At 58.0% G+C, this 18,325-nt stretch carries 18 protein-coding genes and 1 tRNA gene; 13 read left to right on the plus strand and 6 right to left on the minus strand.

Annotated features, from left to right (window positions below; all coding sequences use genetic code 11):
- Positions 1–1,219: 1,219 nt before the first annotated feature.
- Both N688_RS04255 and N688_RS04265 read right to left on the minus strand, forming a co-directional pair.
- On the minus strand, positions 1,220–2,137 hold the full coding sequence (locus N688_RS04255) for a replication protein RepA (RefSeq protein WP_052888125.1): 918 nt from the start codon (positions 2,135–2,137) through the stop codon (positions 1,220–1,222).
- Between the two features lie 369 nt (positions 2,138–2,506).
- Positions 2,507–3,565 carry a toprim domain-containing protein gene (locus tag N688_RS04265; RefSeq protein WP_052888127.1) on the minus strand — a complete coding sequence of 353 codons (1,059 nt, stop codon included), beginning with the start codon at positions 3,563–3,565 and terminating at the stop codon, positions 2,507–2,509.
- Positions 3,566–3,709: 144 nt separating this feature from the next.
- Between N688_RS04265 and N688_RS04270 the strand changes: the two genes are divergently transcribed.
- The 7 genes from N688_RS04270 (at position 3,710) to N688_RS04300 (ending at position 7,002) form a co-directional block, all read left to right on the plus strand.
- Positions 3,710–3,979, plus strand: coding sequence for a hypothetical protein (locus tag N688_RS04270; RefSeq protein ID WP_052888128.1), 270 nt, complete (start codon positions 3,710–3,712; stop codon positions 3,977–3,979).
- Positions 3,980–3,984: 5 nt separating this feature from the next.
- A complete protein-coding gene (locus N688_RS22670; RefSeq protein WP_156025289.1) occupies positions 3,985–4,437 on the plus strand; it encodes a hypothetical protein in 453 nt (150 codons plus the stop codon).
- Positions 4,427–4,705 (plus strand): hypothetical protein, encoded by a 279-nt coding sequence (locus tag N688_RS04280; RefSeq protein WP_052888130.1) that lies wholly within the window; start codon positions 4,427–4,429, stop codon positions 4,703–4,705. Before N688_RS22670 ends, N688_RS04280 begins: the two co-directional genes overlap by 11 nt.
- A gap of 253 nt (positions 4,706–4,958) precedes the next feature.
- Positions 4,959–5,432, plus strand: coding sequence for a hypothetical protein (locus N688_RS04285; RefSeq protein WP_156025290.1), 474 nt, complete (start codon positions 4,959–4,961; stop codon positions 5,430–5,432).
- Between the two features lie 120 nt (positions 5,433–5,552).
- Positions 5,553–5,825 carry a hypothetical protein gene (locus tag N688_RS04290; protein ID WP_052888132.1) on the plus strand — a complete coding sequence of 91 codons (273 nt, stop codon included), beginning with the start codon at positions 5,553–5,555 and terminating at the stop codon, positions 5,823–5,825.
- 74 nt (positions 5,826–5,899) lie between these two features.
- Positions 5,900–6,283: a hypothetical protein gene (locus N688_RS04295; protein WP_156025291.1), complete on the plus strand. Its 384-nt coding sequence runs from the start codon at positions 5,900–5,902 to the stop codon at positions 6,281–6,283.
- Between the two features lie 209 nt (positions 6,284–6,492).
- Positions 6,493–7,002, plus strand: coding sequence for a hypothetical protein (locus N688_RS04300; protein ID WP_052888134.1), 510 nt, complete (start codon positions 6,493–6,495; stop codon positions 7,000–7,002).
- A 9-nt stretch (positions 7,003–7,011) separates the two neighbouring features.
- On the opposite strand, the gene N688_RS04305 is transcribed toward N688_RS04300, so the two are convergent.
- Positions 7,012–7,734 (minus strand): ABC transporter ATP-binding protein, encoded by a 723-nt coding sequence (locus tag N688_RS04305; protein WP_052888135.1) that lies wholly within the window; start codon positions 7,732–7,734, stop codon positions 7,012–7,014.
- 3 nt (positions 7,735–7,737) lie between these two features.
- Positions 7,738–9,048, minus strand: coding sequence for a hypothetical protein (locus tag N688_RS04310; protein ID WP_052888136.1), 1,311 nt, complete (start codon positions 9,046–9,048; stop codon positions 7,738–7,740).
- A 496-nt stretch (positions 9,049–9,544) separates the two neighbouring features.
- On the opposite strand from N688_RS04310, the gene N688_RS04315 reads away from it, so the two are divergent.
- Positions 9,545–10,066, plus strand: coding sequence for a hypothetical protein (locus N688_RS04315; RefSeq protein ID WP_052888137.1), 522 nt, complete (start codon positions 9,545–9,547; stop codon positions 10,064–10,066).
- Between the two features lie 56 nt (positions 10,067–10,122).
- On the opposite strand, the gene N688_RS04320 is transcribed toward N688_RS04315, so the two are convergent.
- Positions 10,123–11,094, minus strand: coding sequence for a dienelactone hydrolase family protein (locus N688_RS04320; RefSeq protein ID WP_052888138.1), 972 nt, complete (start codon positions 11,092–11,094; stop codon positions 10,123–10,125).
- Between the two features lie 462 nt (positions 11,095–11,556).
- On the opposite strand from N688_RS04320, the gene N688_RS04325 reads away from it, so the two are divergent.
- The 3 genes from N688_RS04325 (at position 11,557) to N688_RS04335 (ending at position 14,077) form a co-directional block, all read left to right on the plus strand.
- Complete coding sequence (locus tag N688_RS04325) at positions 11,557–12,540, plus strand: ABC transporter ATP-binding protein (RefSeq protein WP_081838501.1); 984 nt, start codon at positions 11,557–11,559, stop codon at positions 12,538–12,540.
- A gap of 43 nt (positions 12,541–12,583) precedes the next feature.
- Positions 12,584–13,378 (plus strand): ABC transporter permease, encoded by a 795-nt coding sequence (locus tag N688_RS04330; protein WP_081838502.1) that lies wholly within the window; start codon positions 12,584–12,586, stop codon positions 13,376–13,378.
- A 252-nt stretch (positions 13,379–13,630) separates the two neighbouring features.
- Positions 13,631–14,077: an Hsp20/alpha crystallin family protein gene (locus tag N688_RS04335; RefSeq protein WP_052888139.1), complete on the plus strand. Its 447-nt coding sequence runs from the start codon at positions 13,631–13,633 to the stop codon at positions 14,075–14,077.
- Positions 14,078–14,337: 260 nt separating this feature from the next.
- Here N688_RS04335 and N688_RS04340 read toward each other — a convergent pair.
- Positions 14,338–14,409: transfer RNA gene (locus tag N688_RS04340), tRNA-Arg, on the minus strand.
- Between the two features lie 360 nt (positions 14,410–14,769).
- Between N688_RS04340 and N688_RS22200 the strand changes: the two genes are divergently transcribed.
- Positions 14,770–15,624 carry a ComEA family DNA-binding protein gene (locus tag N688_RS22200; RefSeq protein ID WP_162179486.1) on the plus strand — a complete coding sequence of 285 codons (855 nt, stop codon included), beginning with the start codon at positions 14,770–14,772 and terminating at the stop codon, positions 15,622–15,624.
- 28 nt (positions 15,625–15,652) lie between these two features.
- Positions 15,653–18,238 carry a ComEC/Rec2 family competence protein gene (locus tag N688_RS04350; protein ID WP_052888140.1) on the plus strand — a complete coding sequence of 862 codons (2,586 nt, stop codon included), beginning with the start codon at positions 15,653–15,655 and terminating at the stop codon, positions 18,236–18,238.
- The last annotated feature ends 87 nt before the right edge of the window (positions 18,239–18,325 follow it).

Consider the following 18,325-nt stretch of genomic DNA (forward strand, 5'->3'; position numbering starts at 1 on the left):
GTCTTAATTATTTATTGACAAATATATGAATAACAGACAAGAAGATCCTAAAGAACATGCGGCGCGGCTGGCAGCAGAGCAGGCGGTTAGGGATGCCATCGGAGCGCCCATTGAAGTCAATCGGGATGGCCCTAAGTGGGAGCAAAATGGCCTCCTGGGATCGGTCAGGATTGTTAATACCTCTGAGGGCCAATATACTGTTACCCCCAATGGAAAAGTTGAAAAAGATGGGAAAATCATTGGAAGGTAGATGGCAGTTCCCCGATCTGGCTGGCGGACAAGGGCATGTTTGTATCTGCCCTCGCCCGCCGATCCTGCTGACTGATTACGCCACCTGTGTGCTATGAGTGAAACCAGCGAACCCCAGAGAAAAAGCGTGTTATTTGCTGCACTAAAAAGCTGCTGCACCTCAGTTGGCGCGGTCATGCTGACCCAGACCCTTTTTAACAATATGGGGGGGCGCTGTCAGTTATCAGCATTGGTACGGCGCTGGGCATAATAAAAACCCTGCAACATAACGATAAAACCACTCATTATCGGCGACTGGGAGAGGAACCCACCTCCGAACATGGGTTGGACAGGTAATGCCCGGTTCTGTCTCATACCCCCTGCACCATTCCAGCGAGGGCGTCTTTCGCGTTGCGGCTCGGCAGGCGGAAATGTGCATGGGGCAATTCAGCGGGTGGAGCACAGCTCCTCAGAACTGCTATAGCATAGAGTTCCTCCACTTAGCGATCGCCACCAGGGCCGTTTATTTAGTCGCTGGATGGGTGTTTCGAGTTTTGGGCTACCTCCCATAGAAGAAGATCCTTTGCATGCTGTACGAGCGAATTTAAGGGCAGATCGGCTTTCTTTCCTGCCGAGTCGCCGCGCCAGCGGCGTATTCGTCCAGATAATTTGCGCGGCGACGTGAGCCGCGCACCGTTTTCGGCTTGTCAGAGGGGTTCAAGGGGAGATGAACAAATCATCTCCCCTTGTCTGCGCTCAGGCGGGGTGTTTTAAGTTATCCACGTTTTCCACAGGAAAGTGCAGAGAACTACAGGTAACTATATATTATTATATGTAGGTTGACCATTTCACCGTATCCAGGTTGACCATTTCACCGTATCCAGGTTGACCATTTCACCGTGGATAACTTTTTTATTCATGACTTAGCTTGCTTCTGGAAAGCTCTTTCATGTAGCGTAGGCATAATTATGCCGGAGGCCGGTTGACCGTTTCACCCTGCGGGAAGGCACCCTTCTTTCCGTATGGTCATAGACGGATTGCAAGGCAGTACCCGAACGCCCCCTGGTTCAAATTCAATGCCCAGTTCGGGATAAACGGTCTGTACCTTGCGAAACGCCGCTCGTGTCTTACGTCCGAAATCTTTCAGATTGGCATAATCTCCCCCCAGCTGTTCGTGCAGCAGCTTCCAGGTAACAAAGCGCGACTGTCCAATCTCCTTGGTCCTAAAGGCCGTATAGGTCGCCCAGGAATACAGGTCGAGGGCAAGTGGCGAGTTCTTTAGTGCCTTAAGCGCTCGCATATCCACCGGAACAGGAGCGGCGGTAATCGCATCGAAGAACTGCTTGCCCAATTCTATCCAGCTCCCCCACAATGTATTCTGCTCCGGTTGCCTCTCGTCCCACCACAAAACTCCTTCGGGCGCGACCTGCATGTCAAGCCACGCTCCCCCTTTTCTTTCCTTTTCCTCGCGTGTCTGATGGAAGCTGATCTTCGCCTTAAATAGTCTTTCCATCTGGTCGCGCAGGCGCTTCGCATCCCCTCGCTTGCCACCGCCGGTGCTGGGACTAAGGCCGAGCTGGCACATGAAGGAGGCAAGACTATGCCCAAGGGCAAGGCGTGGATTCTTGGTGCGCAGCGCCTCGGTCGTTATCCAAAATAGGAGCAGTCTCGGTATGGTTCCATAAGGATAGCCATAGCTCCTGCCAGTCTCAATATTTATGCCGGGCTGGATGCCAAGCGTCAGGTTGCCGTTCTTTCGCTTCCACAGGGGAACGTCGCCAGGATTGCGGTGCGGAAGGGTTGCCTGTATTAACTGGCGGGCAATAAAAGCCGCCTCTGCCTTATCAGGTGCGAGCCGGATCGCCTCGGCGGCGGCCAGCAATTTATTCTGGCGAGGTGTGACGACCACACATGTCCCTTTCTGATGTAGATCCTACAGAAGCGCTGTGCGATGGCCTACTCGGTTTTATCAGACTCTTTCCGCTCTACGCAGATAATCTTCCCGTAGATGCTCATCCCTTCGTGAATAACCACATCGAACCCTTGCCCGTTCTTATGGGGCCATACTACCCCGACCTCATGCCAGCGTAGTTTCTTTGGGCTTCCTTCCTTTGCGGGTGGCGCGATGTACGCTATATGGGTTGGCTTGTTACTCATATTATCCCCTTTTTATTGTGGAGCTGCAGCGTGCAATCTTCCAGATTGCGACTATAACGGTCTGCATAGAGAACGCAACCACAATCACGCTTAAGCCCCAATAAAAATGGGGCGGGTTCCTCTAGCGACCTATCTTTGGCGAAGGTGGAGCATGACCCGGACGCGCAGGCATAAGTTGCAGAGCTATCTCAGGGGCCGTCTGCTGTTCTTCTTGATGAGGCTTCCCTGCTTTCTTGATGGTTGCCGGAGCCTGGCGTTCCATCAGCACGTCGTTCCAGTCCTTGAAACGCTCGCCAGAGTGCCCGCGCCGACCGGGCCGGTCGCGAATAGCATCGGAGCGAATTGAGTTAATGAACACCGCGTATTGCTCGCCCTGAGCATCAGCATCCGTTGCCGAGACGACCTCGGCCTGCGGATTGGCGATCAGAAGCTTGCGCAACAGGTCTTTCTGCGCATCTGAAATCCCCCCAGCGAACGAAACATACAGTCCTGGCTTGCCTGAGAGTTGATGATAGCTCATCGCATCGATAGCCGATTCGCAGATCACGATGCGGGTCGGCGGCCCCTCCTCTCCGATCAGACAGGAAAATAGCTTCTTCCCGCCTCCACCTGCGAAGCCAGTAAAGCCCCGGTTTTTCACTTCCCAGCCGGAAAGGCCGTCTTGGTCGTCGTGTCGAAAGGCAACATTGCGGTGCTTACCATCCGGGCTGGCGATCAGGCGGATATGATCGGAAAACCGGGCGATCGTCTCGGCGGTGAGGCCGCGCCCTTCGAGATAGCCGCCGCTATAGGGCTGCGCTCTCTCCCAGGCCACTGCGCTCGCTAGCCGATCCCGCCTGACTGGAACTGGCTTCTGCCGTGCATAGTCCCTGATTTCCAGGTTCAGGCGCGGCTGGCCCAGCCATTCGCGCAGCTTAACCCGAGCCTGCCCCAGGCTGCAGTTCTCGCGGTACATCACAAAGTCGATAACGCTGCCGGATGCGTCGCTATGCACCTCGAAGAAAATACCGTGTCCATCCTGCCCGGTCGCCACGACCAGCTTGCTGTGCTCCGTTGCATGTCTCAGTACCATGCTGGTCCTGCAGCTTTCCTTCCTGGAAACCACGTACCCGTATGAGTGTGCCAGCTCAACCAGGTTCACCCTGCGTTTGAAATCCTCCAGCTCGTCAGCGTCGCGCATGACTTCTTCTTACTACCCTGGACTGCTTCACGCAAGAGCATAGCTGTCCGAATGCCAGCTCGGCATGATTCCATCATAGAAAATAAGCTACTGTGCTCGTTAATCCTATAAGGCTTTCAACTATCTGCGAAAGGAGATGAAATCATGCCGAGCTGGGAGGAGACGAAACGGGAGGGCCAGATGGCGTTTCTTAGCCAGGGGGATAATATTCAGGCGGCGCATGAGAGCGTCGACAGCTTTTATCGGCAAATACTCACGAGAGGCTATATCGCTCCTTCGATGGAAAACAGTGACCTTACCCGTCAGATCGCCGACCCCATGTACGAGCCGACCCCGGAGGACTGGAAAGAGTATGAGCGTTATCTTGACGAGTACCCCCTGCCGGAACCGGGGGATATGGAACCGGAAAGGTAAAAGCAATGAACAGCGATCCCTTGTCTCAATTCCGCTCTGGCAAACCAGCGCAAGGCGCGGGCGGCTATCTCCGATCACAAGCTGGAGGGAAACAGCCGTACAAGGCGTATGACAGTTCAGGAAAGCCCTCCCCATACATAGAAATCCGCTGCGTAACGCAGCCTTCGCAGGCACCGCTATCACGCTTTCTCATGGCTGTTGTATTCAGCTCGGACTTCGATGACGCTTTTACCCTGATCTATAGCTTCATGGCCGTAGAGGTCAAGGGAAGAAATCTGAGGGAGGTCAGGCTGGCGATCCAGCAAAGCCGCTGCGAGTTCATCCAGGAGTATCACGAAAACGAGTTTCTCCCTCCTGGCAAGGATGCGCCAGTGATCGAATCCATCCGGTTCATCACAGGCGATAAGCTTGAGGATATTCTTGCAGTTCATAAAGCAGGGGAACGCCATGCTAGATGATATGTTCTCCTTCATCGATCCTGTCTTCAGCACTGATGAAGACAGCCTTTCTGAATTCATTATCCAGATGGAAGCCTTCGTCGCTGATACGGAGAAAAAGGGAAAGGTGCTGGGAAACCCTCCGCGGCCACTTACCGAGGAAGTCTTTAAGGAGATGTGGATGTTACGCTACCAGCAGCATCTTGGCCAGATTACTTTTGAGGAACTGCTGAGTAAATACGAAGAGATACTTGGTATAGCCTCCCCTAGCGACTCAGAACAGTTCTGACTGGTCTGGACATGGCCTCTAATTTCACACATGCCACTACTTGCTTCCAAGGGGCCATGTCCGCAGTGCGTCTCCGAAAGCCGCCGCAATATGCTGAAGCAGTCCCAGATCATCTTGGGTTGCTCCCATTTTCGACCAGACACGTCCCAGACATGATCAGAAAGAGCAATTGCTTTATCAATCTCCTTTGTCTCTCCGCACGCTAAATCCAGCGATGGAAAACTCATGTACATAAATGGAGCCATCCACCAGCGTGAATCCAAACTTTATAGGTGTACAGTATTCTTCTGACGGCAGCTACAGCAATCGGGCCACCGCCGCTGAGATGGGCCTGCCGACGCTGCTCAAATTCCAGCGGAGGCAGTATGTCATGCGCGCCATGCTGCGCGCTATACTCGACCGTGTCTTGCAAGAGGCCTGTCGTGCTGGCAGGTTGTCCCCCGAAGTTGACAGGCACTACGACATCATCTTCCCCGAAATCGAGGTCACCGATCACGCTACCCTGGCCAGCGCCGTACAGATGCTGGTCTCGGCTCTCAGTACAGCGAGAGCCCAGGGCTGGGTCAGTGACGAGACGGCCATGCGTCTCTTCTTCCAGTTCGCTGGCGAGGAGATCGATGTGCACGAAGAGCAAGGACGCATTGGCCAGCAGGGCGATCAACGTGGGCGTAGGGATGGCTCTGGCCTCGCCGCTGATCATGCGCAAGAGAAGCCACGGTCTCTATGAGTCTTGTAAACCCTGGTTCTCGCTTTCCGATGAAGTTCCCCTCCTGTTGTCTCCTGCTAACGCTCACCTGGCTGCGCTCTCTAGCGAGCGTCTCTACGCTGCAGGAAGGAGATCATGACCATGTCTCGAACACCCCCTTTGCGCCAGGCTCGCTCTGAGGGCCGTCGCTCCCCCAAGCAGATGCCGTCGGCCATTGTCGACCCCCTGGCTCACAGCCAGTCCTGGCCGATCAAGCGCCAGGGGCCGCTCTCTGACGCTCGTCATCACGGCTATCCGCTTGCCCGCTATCACCAAACGCTGGGCCTCGGTGTGCCTGTACCGGCTTTCCCCTCCTGGTGGACTGGCGGTCAGCAGGAGGAAGACAGCGACCAGGAGCGCCAGCTTCCCCTTTGAGGCTGGCTGTCCCCGCCGTCGCCCGGGTTAACCTCGGCAATCTGACGCGGTATTGATGGAAAGGAAAGATGGCTGTGCCCCTCGACTCTCGCAAAACTCAGCACGTACTCCAGCTCATCAACCGCAGCTATGCAGGGCGCCAGCGCAGCTTTGTCGCCGTTGTCCTCAGCGGAGGCAGCTACAGCTATCGTCTCATTCAAGGTATCGTACGCCCCCTGCACTGCCTTGATCCCCAGGTCTACGATGGCAGTGGTCAGCCGCCACGGCCTGAAGCTGATCTTTTGCTCATTGCTCCTCTGGGTACCGACTTCAGCGGTGTCGTCTACCTGGCCGATTGTACTGTGACCAGCGCCGCTGCCGTGGCTGCAGCAGCCAAGTACGAGCTGGTCGAAGCCGTGCCTGTGGGCCTGCTGCCCGGGGGAACCCATCTGCGCGTCCTCCTGCGCCGCCTGCGCTGAGCCGCAGGCTCTCTCTGTCGTGCCAGATGAGATAGTGCACCGCTAAGCAACGGCATTGCTTCCAAGCTCTGCCTATGGTATGCTCTCGTTGAGATCTCAGTGCATTTTGAGCCTGTTGGGCACCTTCTCAGAGGTCAAGATATCTCACCCAGGACCATGCTATTCATTTCATTTTCAGTTGAAATGCTCATTGCAGGAGGGTAAGTGTCATGGAAGTAGTGCTAGCCATCCTTGACTGGGTCGGACGCATTCTCGTCATACCTGCGCTGATTGCCTTCGTCTTAGGCGTCTATGAATGGTCACGTGGAGTCTTGAAGGTTCTCTATCGTCTAGGGCTGGGTTTGACGCGCCGAAAAATTGCCCTTCTGGCGAAGGGCGACAATGTCACCAGCGGTCGCAGCCTCTTGCTTGATTCGCGCCTCTTCCATGAAGAAAACCTGATCATTGTCACCTCGCCCAAGGATCTAGGCCGGGCTGAGCGCGCCGATGTTCTGCTGGTTTACTGGGGAGATTGGAAGGACGATATTAATGACATTCTACGCCTCAAAAGGGACCACGTCGCCCTGGTAATTTATGCTGAGTCGCAGGCCATTCCCCACGAGAAGCTAAAAGAGCTTGACAGTCATCGCTATACCATTGTGGCTAACTTCCGTGGCCGCCTGCTCAACGACGTCATTGTCAGCCTCATCGCCATCAGCGGCCAGTCTCGTGGCGCGTAAGGAAGCAGCCTAAAGAGTAGCATCCACATCCCGAGCGAACCACAGCGCTATGGCCTTCGTCCAGTCCACGGCTGCTGGAGGACCCTGGTAGACGAGCTGCCCCTCTTTCAGAACAATGATCTGAGAGGCCAGCTCGCGGAGCATCTCCAGGTGGTGGCTGGTCAGCAAAACGCAGGTCCCTCCGGCAGCCCGCTGCTGCAGATCGCTGCAAAGCAGTTGTAGCGCGACGGGATCGAGTGCATTGAAAGGCTCGTCCAGGAGCAGAATGGGGACGTCGACCATCAAAGCTCTGATCAGGCCCAGGCGCTGAAGCATGCCCCGCGAGTAGGTGCGTACAGGCCGGTCCAGCGCCTCCCGTAAATGATAGCGCTCTGCCAAAGCCAGTGCTTGCTTGAAGGCTTCGGACTGGCCATAGACGTCGGCATGGAAAGCCAGATGTTCTGTGCCAGTCAGATGGGGATTGGTAAATGGCTCATCGGGCAGATAAGAGATCCGCCGCCGGATCTCCCAGGTCCGCCGCCCTGGAGACAGGCCCAGCACGTTCACCTTCCCGCTATCGGGCGTGAGCAATCCCGTAATCAGCCGCAGACAAGTGGTCTTTCCGGCGCCGTTGTGACCGGCGAGCGCGGTAATTGTGCCAGCAGGGACCGCCCACGTCAGATGATCCAGAGCCAGAAGCTTACCATAGCCTTTACTCACTTCGTGGAACTCAATGAGTGCTGCATGTTCCATCTGTCAAAACCAGGCCAGCAGCAGAGCTGCCAGCAACTCGCATAGCCCCAGCGCGATGAAGCCAGGCAGAGGAGGCACCTCACGCCAGGCACACCAGGCCAGAGCCAGCAGCCCCAAGTATCCAGGGAGGAAAGCAACCAGAGCGAAAAGGGAATGTCCTGTAAGACCAATTATGAGCAATGATAGTGACATAAAAGGAAGATAGATCAATGTGAAAGCAGCGGAGAAGCCAAGGAGCTGCTGGCTGACATGCAGGGGCAGACCAGTAGCCCGCAGCAGACGGCCTTGCTCTACAAGATAAGAATAAGCCGGCCAGCCGAGCTGAGCGGTGGCCAGGCTGCAACCAAGCAACCAGAGACCTGCCGCTCCAGTTGGGAAGAAGTACCCCAGAGCAAGCAGACCAGCCAGACGGCTCACCAGGAGCGTAGGAAGGCGTAACTGAGGAGACAGGCACAGCGCCAGACACAACCATTTAGCGACAGCCCACCGTCTGCCGCTGGCAGTGAGCGGATAGAAAGAAGCACGTCGCTCGGGAGTAGCCGCCAGCTCCCAATAGCGCAGCAGGCGCGGTAGCGTCCAGGCTGCGACAAGTGCAGTGCTGGCGGTCAGCGGTAGCAGGAAGAGCCAATGACCTTGCAAGCCGGCCAATGCCCAGATCCAGGGCCAGCACCACAAGGAAACCAGATCAAAGGCGAAAGAGCGCAGTGCGCGCAGGTGCTCCTCGCTTATGCCCGCATGGAGAGAGCTGGGAGAAAATGCCAAAAACAGTAGAGCAAGCGCTCCGATGCTGGCGAAACGGATCAAGATCAACACAGCTCCTGGCCGGACGAGCGAGAGCAGATGCAGCCCTGTCCCGAATAGCATCACGAAGCCACAGTAGAGCAGCAGCCCACCACAGCCAGCCGGCGTCAAAGTGAATGGGAGCAGACCGCTGAAGCCGAGAGCCAGCAGAGGAGCCAGCAGCAGAGCCGTCAGAGCCAGAATATTGCTCAGGAACCAGTCGCTGAGCACGGTAAGAGCCACCTGCCAGGGAACCAGAGGCAGGCCTAGCAAATACTCCCACTCGCGGGCCAGACGACTGGTGAGCAAGCCGACGCGCCCAGCATTCAGATCGCTTGTGAGCAGGGTCACCACCAACAGCCAGAGGGCCACCTCCTCGGCGGTCAGATGGTGGATGCGTCCGAATACCAGGGCCACGGCCACACCCGAAAGGATCAGCAGCAGCGAGACGAGGCCGCTCATGGCCCAGGCAAAGAGCGGCGTCCCCCACGGACGCCGCCCGCTCAGATACTTGTAGCGGATCAGCAGCGCCATAAGCCCTTCCTATCTTGTGGAAGTGAGCGAGGGGCAACCCGCCATTTGCCCGGTGCTATCCTTTCTGCCGTATGTCTCCCCCGTCCGATTGACGGATGCGATAAATTCCTCCCACTATAGTATAGCATCGATTTCCTCTCAGAGCGAGTAGCTGCAACTCTCTCTTCTTATCACAAGGTAGCTGGCCTGAAACAGGAGAATTTATCAGGATCATCAAATACCTGATCATCCGCTCATCCAGACCTATAGTGAGCGAACACGCAGTTCTGTTGCAACGCCACCAGGCTAGCAAGGGATCGAAGCCGCTCCCCGCCTGTCCTGCCATTCTTGCGAGAGCTACAAGCCAGGGCAAGCGCCATCTATTGTAGGAAGGCGGGGGTAAGGAAAGGGTATTCCTCTTTTGGAAGAAAGCACCGCTCGCTCGTTCTATTACAAGGGAACCGCATTTTGTCCACAGGCCGGCTCGGGCAGAGCCGCAAGGAAGGAGGTTAGAGCCATGCTCAGCAGCTCATCGAGTAAGTGCCGTCCCGGGCTGTGGTTAGCGCCGACCACACTTGAACAACGGATTGACCTGCTGACGCGCCTCCTGCTCCTCCTGATAGCCCTTCTCTGTGGCTGGGGTCTCCTCTTCCTTCCCAGAACCATTCCCATCCACTACAGCCTCAGTGGTTCCATCCATCCCGATCTCAATGGCAGCAAATGGATTCTGGTTCTCTTCTTCCTGCTGGCGCTAGTTCTCTATGGGCTGCTCGGCCTGCTCAGTCGCTGGCTTTATGCCCTGTACCATCCCTGCAAGGCTGTCTCTCGGCGTGCTATGCGCCGCTATCGGCTTGGGCGCTTACTGCTGGCCGGGCTAAAGCTCTGTCTCAGCGCGCTCCTGGCCTACCTCTCGTGGATGTTTATCCAGGGAGCCATTAGTGGTCTCAACAGCTGGATTTTCCTGGGTTTTCTCCTCTTAGCTGTACTGCCTCCGCTGCTGGTCCTCCTCTATCTTATCCAGGTCCGGCGCCTGTCCTAAGCCTACCCTGGCCGATCATAATATCACCTTTTGTTCTCCCAGTGAGGAGGAGCTTCTCAGGGTAGCAGACCGCCAGGTGGCAGCGGCTTGAGCCAGCGGTCTAAAAACAAATAGGCAGCCTCACGGGCCTCGGGAGGAAAGGCGTGGCCGCCCTGGAAGACCAGATAGCGGAAGCGCTCTGGTACCCCTAGCTGAATATAGAGGCTCTGAGCGTAGTTCACCATAAAATAGAAGCCATCGATCGGCAACAGCGGGTCCTGTTCGCCGCCAATCATCATAAAGGGAGTGGGGGCCAGGGCCCCAACGAGATCATCCATATCGGCCACATCGAGCAAACCTGGAATGCAGTTCACCAGGGGCTGACTCAGGCCATCGCGCAGCAGCGACTTCACCAGGGTCAGCCCGCAGGATGCCACCCCGGCCATCACCCTGGCATCGTACCAGGTCAACCAGAGCGCCTCAAGTCCGCCCAGCGAATGGCCAATCACCCCCAGGCTCTGCGTGTCCACTTCCGGGAGTGAACCCAGAAGATCCAGACTGCACGTCAGATCATGCAGGTACTTTGCCTGCAGGGACGAGCCTTTCAGCAAGCGCTTTGTAAACTCAAAGCGCTCATAACTTTCTCCCATCAAGGCCGCCCGTCGTCGACGGATCTCTTCCGGCGGACGGCGCTCCTCGTAGCAGAGAAGATCGGGGCACAGCACCACATAGCCGCGTAAGCAGATTTCCCGCCCATAGTAGTACATTGGATCGCCAGCGATCCCGGCTACTTCTCCTTTCCCCAGCTCACAATGCTCGCTATCGCGATGAATGGCCAGGATCGCCGGCCAGCCCTTCTTCGGCTTCTCCCCGTGCGGATGCAGCAGCCAGGCTGGCACGACCTCGCCCGGCTCGACCATATAGGTGACGCGCGTGCGTGTATACCCTTCCTCAGCGATCGGCTCCTCAAAGACCGCCTCCAGAGGCACCTTCGAGGGGAATCTTCCCAGACGTACCAGGATCTTCTCTCGCAACAGACGATTTTCCATCTCTTCTCCTCTCTTTCTACCTGCGATACCTCACAGCCTGCAACCGGGTCGCTGCAGGGTTGAGCCAGAGCCGGCGGAGGCGGACAGGCGAAGTAGCGGTGCAAGACCTCTGCTGGCGCAGACACATGCCCTCTCTGGGCGCCGGAGTGCCCTCCCTGCCCGGGACCTGGGCCGCTGCCCCTGACGAATCACAGACAGCTCGCCTGCTACAGGCACCTTCCCACGCAGTGCCCCACTCACCCTTCCCAAGCCTCTCATTTCTTGTATAGCAGAAAAGATATGAATTGTATGATATGCATATTGTAATGCACTGCTTTAAGAATTGCAAGCCTGGGGCAGCAATCTCGCTCACCTTACCTTGTCAGAGAGCAGCGGCTGCGGTAGTGTATTATCAATGGGGCTGGCCGAGAACAGTGGCCAGCGCCAGCCCCAGTTGACCACACCAAGGAGAGACTGACCATGATGTCTGCTCATGCGCAGACGACGGGACAGATGGCCGATCTTGCAGCCTCGCCCGAGAGAGCAGAGGCGGCCATCGTCGTAGATAGATTCTGCAAAAGCTATAATGGACGACGTGTCGTTGACGAACTGAGTTTCAGCGTGCGGCGTGGTGAAGTCTTTGCCCTACTGGGACCCAACGGGGCCGGCAAAACCACCACCGTTGAAACGCTAGAGGGCTACCGTCGACCCGATGGGGGAAGTGTACGTGTGCTTGGGCTTGACCCTGTGCGGGACGCAGCGCGCCTCAAGCCGCTCATTGGGGTCATGCTCCAGCAGGATGGCCTCTACCCCATGCTACGCCCACGAGAAGTAGCGCGCCTCTTTGCCGGCTACTATCAGCGGCCCCAGCCCATTGACCAGCTCCTGGAGCGTGTTGGTATCGACCCTGGCACGAAGACCATCTGTCGTCGACTCTCTGGTGGCCAGAAGCGGCGTCTGGCTCTCGCTCTGGCCCTTGTTGGCAATCCCCAACTGCTCTTTCTCGACGAGCCTACCGCAGGGATGGACCCCCAGGCCCGCCTGGCTACCTGGGAGATGATCCGTGACCTCAAGGCTCAGGGAGTGACCATCTTATTGACAACCCATCTGATGGACGAAGCCGAGCGTTTGGCCGACCGCGTGGCCATCATTGATCATGGCCGGCTCATTGCCCTGGACACCCCTGATCGGCTGACCGGTGTTGACAACGCTACTGTTGTGCGCTTCGTTGCTCCTGCCGGCCTCGATTGCCATGCTCTCGCCGCCTTACCGGGCGTCCAACGCGCCGAAGAAGTGCGGCCCGGCAGCTACCTGCTTGAAACGGCGTCGCAAAGCATGCCGGCGGTCCTGGCTGACCTTACGGCCTGGTTACGCGATCGAGGCATCACATTGACCGAATTGCGTGTTGGTCATGGCTCGCTCGAAGAGCTATTCCTGCGCCTGACTGGGTCCGAGATCCGTGAATGAGTGGAAAGGTGGATCTTCGAGCGCTCTTTGTGGAGGTGACCCGATGACAACTCTTGCTGATACGAGTCGGAGCGGGCGGGGGCGGCCACAGCCGTCGCAAGCGGCTCCTTTCCTCCGTCAGGTTGGGGCCCAGCTCAAGGCCGAGCTTCTCCTGACCTCGCGCCGTGGCGAAAACATCCTCGTCACGCTCATTCTTCCTGTGATCCTCCTGGTCTTTTTCGCCTCGCTCAAGATCATTCCTGTGAGCACAGGCTCGGTCATTAACTTTCTTTTGCCCGGCATCCTGGCTTTAGCCATCATGGCCTCGGGCATGGTCCATCTCGGCATCTCGACCGCCTATGAGCGCTACTACGGGGTGCTCAAACGTCTCGGAGCGACGCCTCTCCCGCGGAGCGGCCTCATCGTTGCCAAAATTGTTGCAGTGCTACTTCTAGAAGTGCTGCAAGTGGTCCTGCTTGTGGGTATCGCCCTCCTCTTCTATGGCTGGCGGCCCGTTGGCTCGCCTGGTCTGGCCATTCTGGTCCTGGCCCTGGGAACCATCACCTTTGCCGCCTTGGGGCTAGCTATGGCTGGTAGCTTGCGCGCCGAGACAACTCTGGCGGTGGCCAATGGTCTCTATCTGCTCTTTCTGCTTATTGGGGGCGGCATTTTGCCCCTTGACCACTTGCCAGCTCCCCTGGCAGCTCTGGCTCAGTATCTGCCAGCCGCAGCCTTCACCCAGTCGTTACAGGCTGCTCTCACTGCCGGCGCTCCTTTCCCTGGCACCGCCCTGCTGACACTGCTCATCTGGATGATTCTCATCCTGGGGGTGGCCATCAGAGCTTTCCGTTGGGAGTAGCGCTTACCTGTGGGAATAAATGAAATCATCTCATTGTTTTTGTTAGGTGAAAGCCCCAAGAAGAGGGTCCGAGCAGGAGCTGCTCAACAGAGGGGTCAGGCGGCTCAGCCGAACGACCGGCGAGCATCTCATCGAGAGGCGCTCGCGGCGAGCCGGAGAGCCTGCCGCGAAGAGCGGCGATGGCTCACAAGACCCGAAGCGCGAGGAAGACAAACCTGATTTGATTGGACGTGTGAAAGGAGGTAAGCGGCTATGGTTGACATCATCCGCTACGATCCTTTCCGCGAGGTGATCAGTCTGCGGGATGCAATCAATCGGCTCTTTGAGGAGAGCTTTGTGGCGCCTATCTGGCGTTGGGATGAGGCGGTGGCGACCATCCCTATCAATGTACGTGAGAACGAGCACGGCTATCAGGTTCAGGCGCAGATTCCTGGTGTGAAGCCCGAGCAGCTAGAGGTGAACGTCACCGGCAACACGCTGACGCTCAAGGCTGAGGTGCCGCGCGAGGAGAAAGAGGAGCAGCGTGGTCAGTGGCACGTGCGGGAGATCCGCAGCGGTAGCTTCGCGCGGACGATTACCTTCCCAAAGGACATTGATAGCGGGAAGATCGAGGCCAGGTACGAGAACGGCGTGTTGACCGTGCATGTTCCTTTCGGCGAGGCGAGCAAGCCGAAGCAGATCCGCGTCAAGGTCGCCTGAATCTGAGCGCTGGCTTGGAGCGCACATGCAGACTGAGATCGCGGAGTCGTGACCAGATCCAAAGTCAGGCCCTCACCGTTCTCCAGCGACGGTGAGGGCTTTTTATCGTCCCTGGAGCAAGACCAGACAAGACGAACTGCTGACTCTAGCTACCTATTCCTCAAGCCTCTTTCAAAAAAAACCTGCATAGCCATGACGTCTGCTGTGAGGCTATGCAGGCTGCTGGTGGGAGATATCCAGCAGAGGGATGTCGCGATCGGTGTCCCCGACAGGAATCGAACCTGCGCGCCCGGTTCCGGAGACCGGTGCTCTATCCACTGAGCTACGGGGACTTGCTCCACCGAGGATTATACCATATCTGTCAACGTGCGTCACCACTTCCGCATAGATTCCTCACCCCGTAGGCTCTGATGCCGCCCTTTCCGCCCTGCTTCCCTCCCCTCACGGCCAGCGCCCAATCAACTGCGGCCTTTGCCAACGTCGAAAAGTGCCGTTTTAGCCGACCTTCCTGGCCGACTTCCTTTTGTGACCAACCGCTCTCTTATTTTACTGCTTGCTTCTTGGAGAGATATTTAGTTCGCTTGCTTCGCAATTAGATTGTCGCATTTAGCTATTGACAGATTCATAAACATCGTGTTATCATGCCCCCCGTATTTTCAGGAAACAGGGAGTACGTAGAAAGGGGTGGGCTTATGAAAACTAGCCGCAAACATCTATCCTCCTCGTCTGCTCTACCAGATGGCCTTGAGGGCGATTCGTCGCGATTCACCGGGAACATGGCCCTTGCTACCGAGGGCTACAGAGGCCGCGAAGAAGATCTGGCACTGGTTGAGACGCTGAAGCTGGCTGTCCCCGTGACTCCTCCTACGGTCAGGCCGCGCTTGCTCCGCGCAGCAGCGCTGATGCTTGCTCTTGTGCTGGCGGTGGCGCTCTATCTCCTCTGGCAGGGAGCAGTACCTGCTGAGGCACCTCTAGAGTCAGTTCCCTCTCCTGGCGGCACGGCGGCAGCGCTGACGCCTGCTTCGGCAGGGGGCCGGGGACCCGCGATGACAGCCACAGCGGCGGTTGCTCCCGCTCTGACCCCGCTGACGTCTGCCACCAGTATTGAGGTCTATATTGTTGGAGCTGTTCGCCATCCCGGGGTCTATAGGCTGCCCACTGGGTCGCGTGTCTATCAGTTACTGCAGGCGGCAGGTGGTCCGCTGCCCGAGGCCAATCTGGTCGCTCTCAATCTGGCCGCCGTCCTCCACGATGGCGAGGAAATCTATGTCACGCGCGTTGGCGAGGTTGCTCCGCCAGTTGCTGTCGATGGCTCCTCGCCTGCTATTCCCAGCGCCAGCGGCTCCGCTGCCTCTCCCTCTACTCCAGTGAATATCAATACGGCGAGCGTCGATGAGCTGCGCCAGCAGTTACATGTGAGCGCAACAACTGCCCAGCATATTGTGAATTATCGTCTTCAGCATGGCCCCTATACGTCGGTCGACCAGCTCCTCCAGGTGGTGAGTCGCTCGATCTACGACCGCATTAAGGACCTGGTAACGGTCTGAGGGGTGAAGCAGAGGGAAGAGGAAAGGGATGACCGTGTCGTTGCTGCTTCTCAGAGAGGCTCTGCTGCGGTTGCGGAAGTTACCGCTACTGGTTGTCTGCCCGGGCTGGCTTGCTGGGATAGTGCTCGCCGATTGGCTGCAGTTTTCCCCGCGCTGGCTACTGCTGCCGCTCCTGGCGATGGTGCTGGTAACCGTTGTTGGCTGGCGCCGCTGGGAGAGAGCAGGTGTGCTGTGGCTTTTCCTGTCGGCCTTGCTCGCTGGGGCCTGGCGTATGGCGCTGGCTGATCCGCGCCATGATCCCCTGGCCGTCGCCAGTTTGCTGCGCTCCCCTGCTGGGACCAGCCAGCTCATCGTCCACGGTGAGGTATCTGCTCCTCCTACTCTGGAGGGCCATGCGCGTCGCCTGACGGTGAGCGTGATCGAGGTGAGCAGCGATGGCGGTTTACATTGGTGGCCACGGCATGGTGAGATTGCTGTCTTGACCTCTGGCACGCTCCTCGATGATCCCTATGGTCCAGCATACGGCGATGAGGTCCTGCTGAGAGGGCACCTGCTGCCACCCGCCAGCGCTGGTGCTCCAGATCTGCAAGCCTTGATGGCTTTCCCTCGCCTCACGGTCAGGCGGCATGGAGGAAACCCTTTGCTGGCTTTGCTCTATGCCCTTCGTTTCCAGCTGGCTGCATTGATCGCAAGAGTGCTGCCCCAGCCCGAGGCAGCTCTGCTGGTGGCGATCTTGCTCGGCTTACGGACGCCTGCTCTGCAGCCGCTGACTCCTCTGTTCAACGTGACGGGCACTGCTCATCTGATTGTCCCCAGTGGCTTTAAGGTGACGCTGCTCGCCGGCCTGCTGGCGCTGCCGCTGCAGCCCCTGACTCGCCCAAAACCTGATGATTGGCTCCTGCTGCCAGCGCAACGTCGGCGCTCTCGGCGCTGGCTTTGGCTGCTCTGTGCACTCCAGCTGCTGGCTATAGCTGCTTATACGGTGCTGAGTGGCGCGGGACCAGCAGCTTTGCGGGCTGGGTTCATGGGGGCGCTCTTGGTTCTTGCCCCCCGCCTGGGGCGCCACTACCATGTGTATAGCGCTCTGGCGGCGACAGCTCTGGTGCTGAGCCTCGTTGATCCTTTTGTCCTGTGGGATAGCGGTTTCCAGCTTTCTTTTCTGGGTACCTTGGGGATTGTGCTCTTTACTCCCCTCTTTGCCCGGCCTCTGAGGCGGCTGGAGCGTTTCCCTGCTGGTTCGCTGCTGGTCGAGGCCCTGGCTGTAACCCTGGCCGCTCAAGTGGCTACCTTGCCGGTCTTCGCTCTGACCTTTGCTCAGCTTTCGTTTGTGGCCCCGTTGGCTAATTTGCTGACGGTCCCTTTGTTGGAGCTGTTGCTCTTCTTGGGGGCAGCAATCTGTCTGTTGGGGACGGTCTGCTTGCCGCTGGCCCTGGTTGTGGGCTGGCTCGCCTGGTTCCCTTTGCAGTATATCATTGACGCTGTCGCTCTCTGTGCGCGGCTCCCGTTTGCCTGGCTAAGTACCAGAGGCTGGCCGCTCTCAGTTCCGCTGGCCTGGGGCTATTATGCCCTTTTGGCTGGTGCCCTGGGCCTGGGCTGGCGCTCTTGTCCAGCGCTGTTCGTCTCCTCCTCTGGCCATAGCCTCCCGCAGGTGGGGGAAAACCGGCCAAAGCCGGGGCCAGGACCCAGCCACAAACGGGGGATGCTGCTCGGGGGACAGCTCGCCCTGGCACTTTTGCTCCTGCTGACGACGGGCCTGCGCACGCTGCTGAGCCAGAACGGCACCGGGCTGATACTGACGGTCTTTGCCCTGGCCTCTCCTTCGGGGGTCACTGGTCCCGCCGTGCTCGTCCAGATGGCTCGCAGCGGCATTCTCTTGATTGATGGCGGCCCCGATGCAACAGCCCTCGCTCACGTACTCGATCGCCGCCTGCCTTTTTGGCAGCGCCGCATTGATTGGCTAGTGCTGTCTAGCCCTTTGCTCTCTCATTTGACGGGTCTCCAGGATGCGACCTCGCGCTTTGCGATCGGCCAGGCTCTGGATGGCGGGGTACTCCACCCAGGGAGAGACTATGCGCTCTGGCGCCGTGCCCTCCGGGAAGGTGGCGTCCCTTATCAGACGCTCCGTCAGGGCCAGCTGCGCTCTCTCGGGCCAAGCCTGCGTCTGGAGGTACTCTGGCCTCCGTCCCCCCTCCATCGTGGAGGCGATGAGGCGCGCAATAACGCTCTGGTCCTCCGCCTCGTTGTCCCAGGCTTACGCCTCTTGCTGCTAGGAGAAGCGGCTCAGAGCAGCTACGCGCTCAGTGGATTGCTAACCGCCGCCAGGTCGTCCTCAGCAGGTCAGGTCGATGTGGTGCTGGCCGCCCTGACTGCCGGTCTGCGACCACCACCTGCTTTCTCTCGTCTGCTCGGACTTCTCCATCCGTCTCTGCTTGTTGTGAACATGACGACCACGCGCTCGCCATCAGCGCCACCCAGGCCCAACAGCAACGGACCTGGAGGGGGGTCCGTGATCGTCCCTCCTGACGTGAAGCATACGTTTTTCCTGAGAGCGCCAGCGGCCTTCACCGTAGAGAACCACCAGACAGGCTGGTCTTTTGGCCTGGCTGCCCCATGAGGGGCGCGATCGGGAAACTGGTGAAAGGCGCGCTCTCGACCTCATAGGACGAATGGATGGGGATAAGTGAGACGGCAACACTATTGC

The sequence above is a fragment of the Thermogemmatispora carboxidivorans genome (assembly GCF_000702505.1).
Lineage (GTDB): Bacteria > Chloroflexota > Ktedonobacteria > Ktedonobacterales > Ktedonobacteraceae > Thermogemmatispora > Thermogemmatispora carboxidivorans.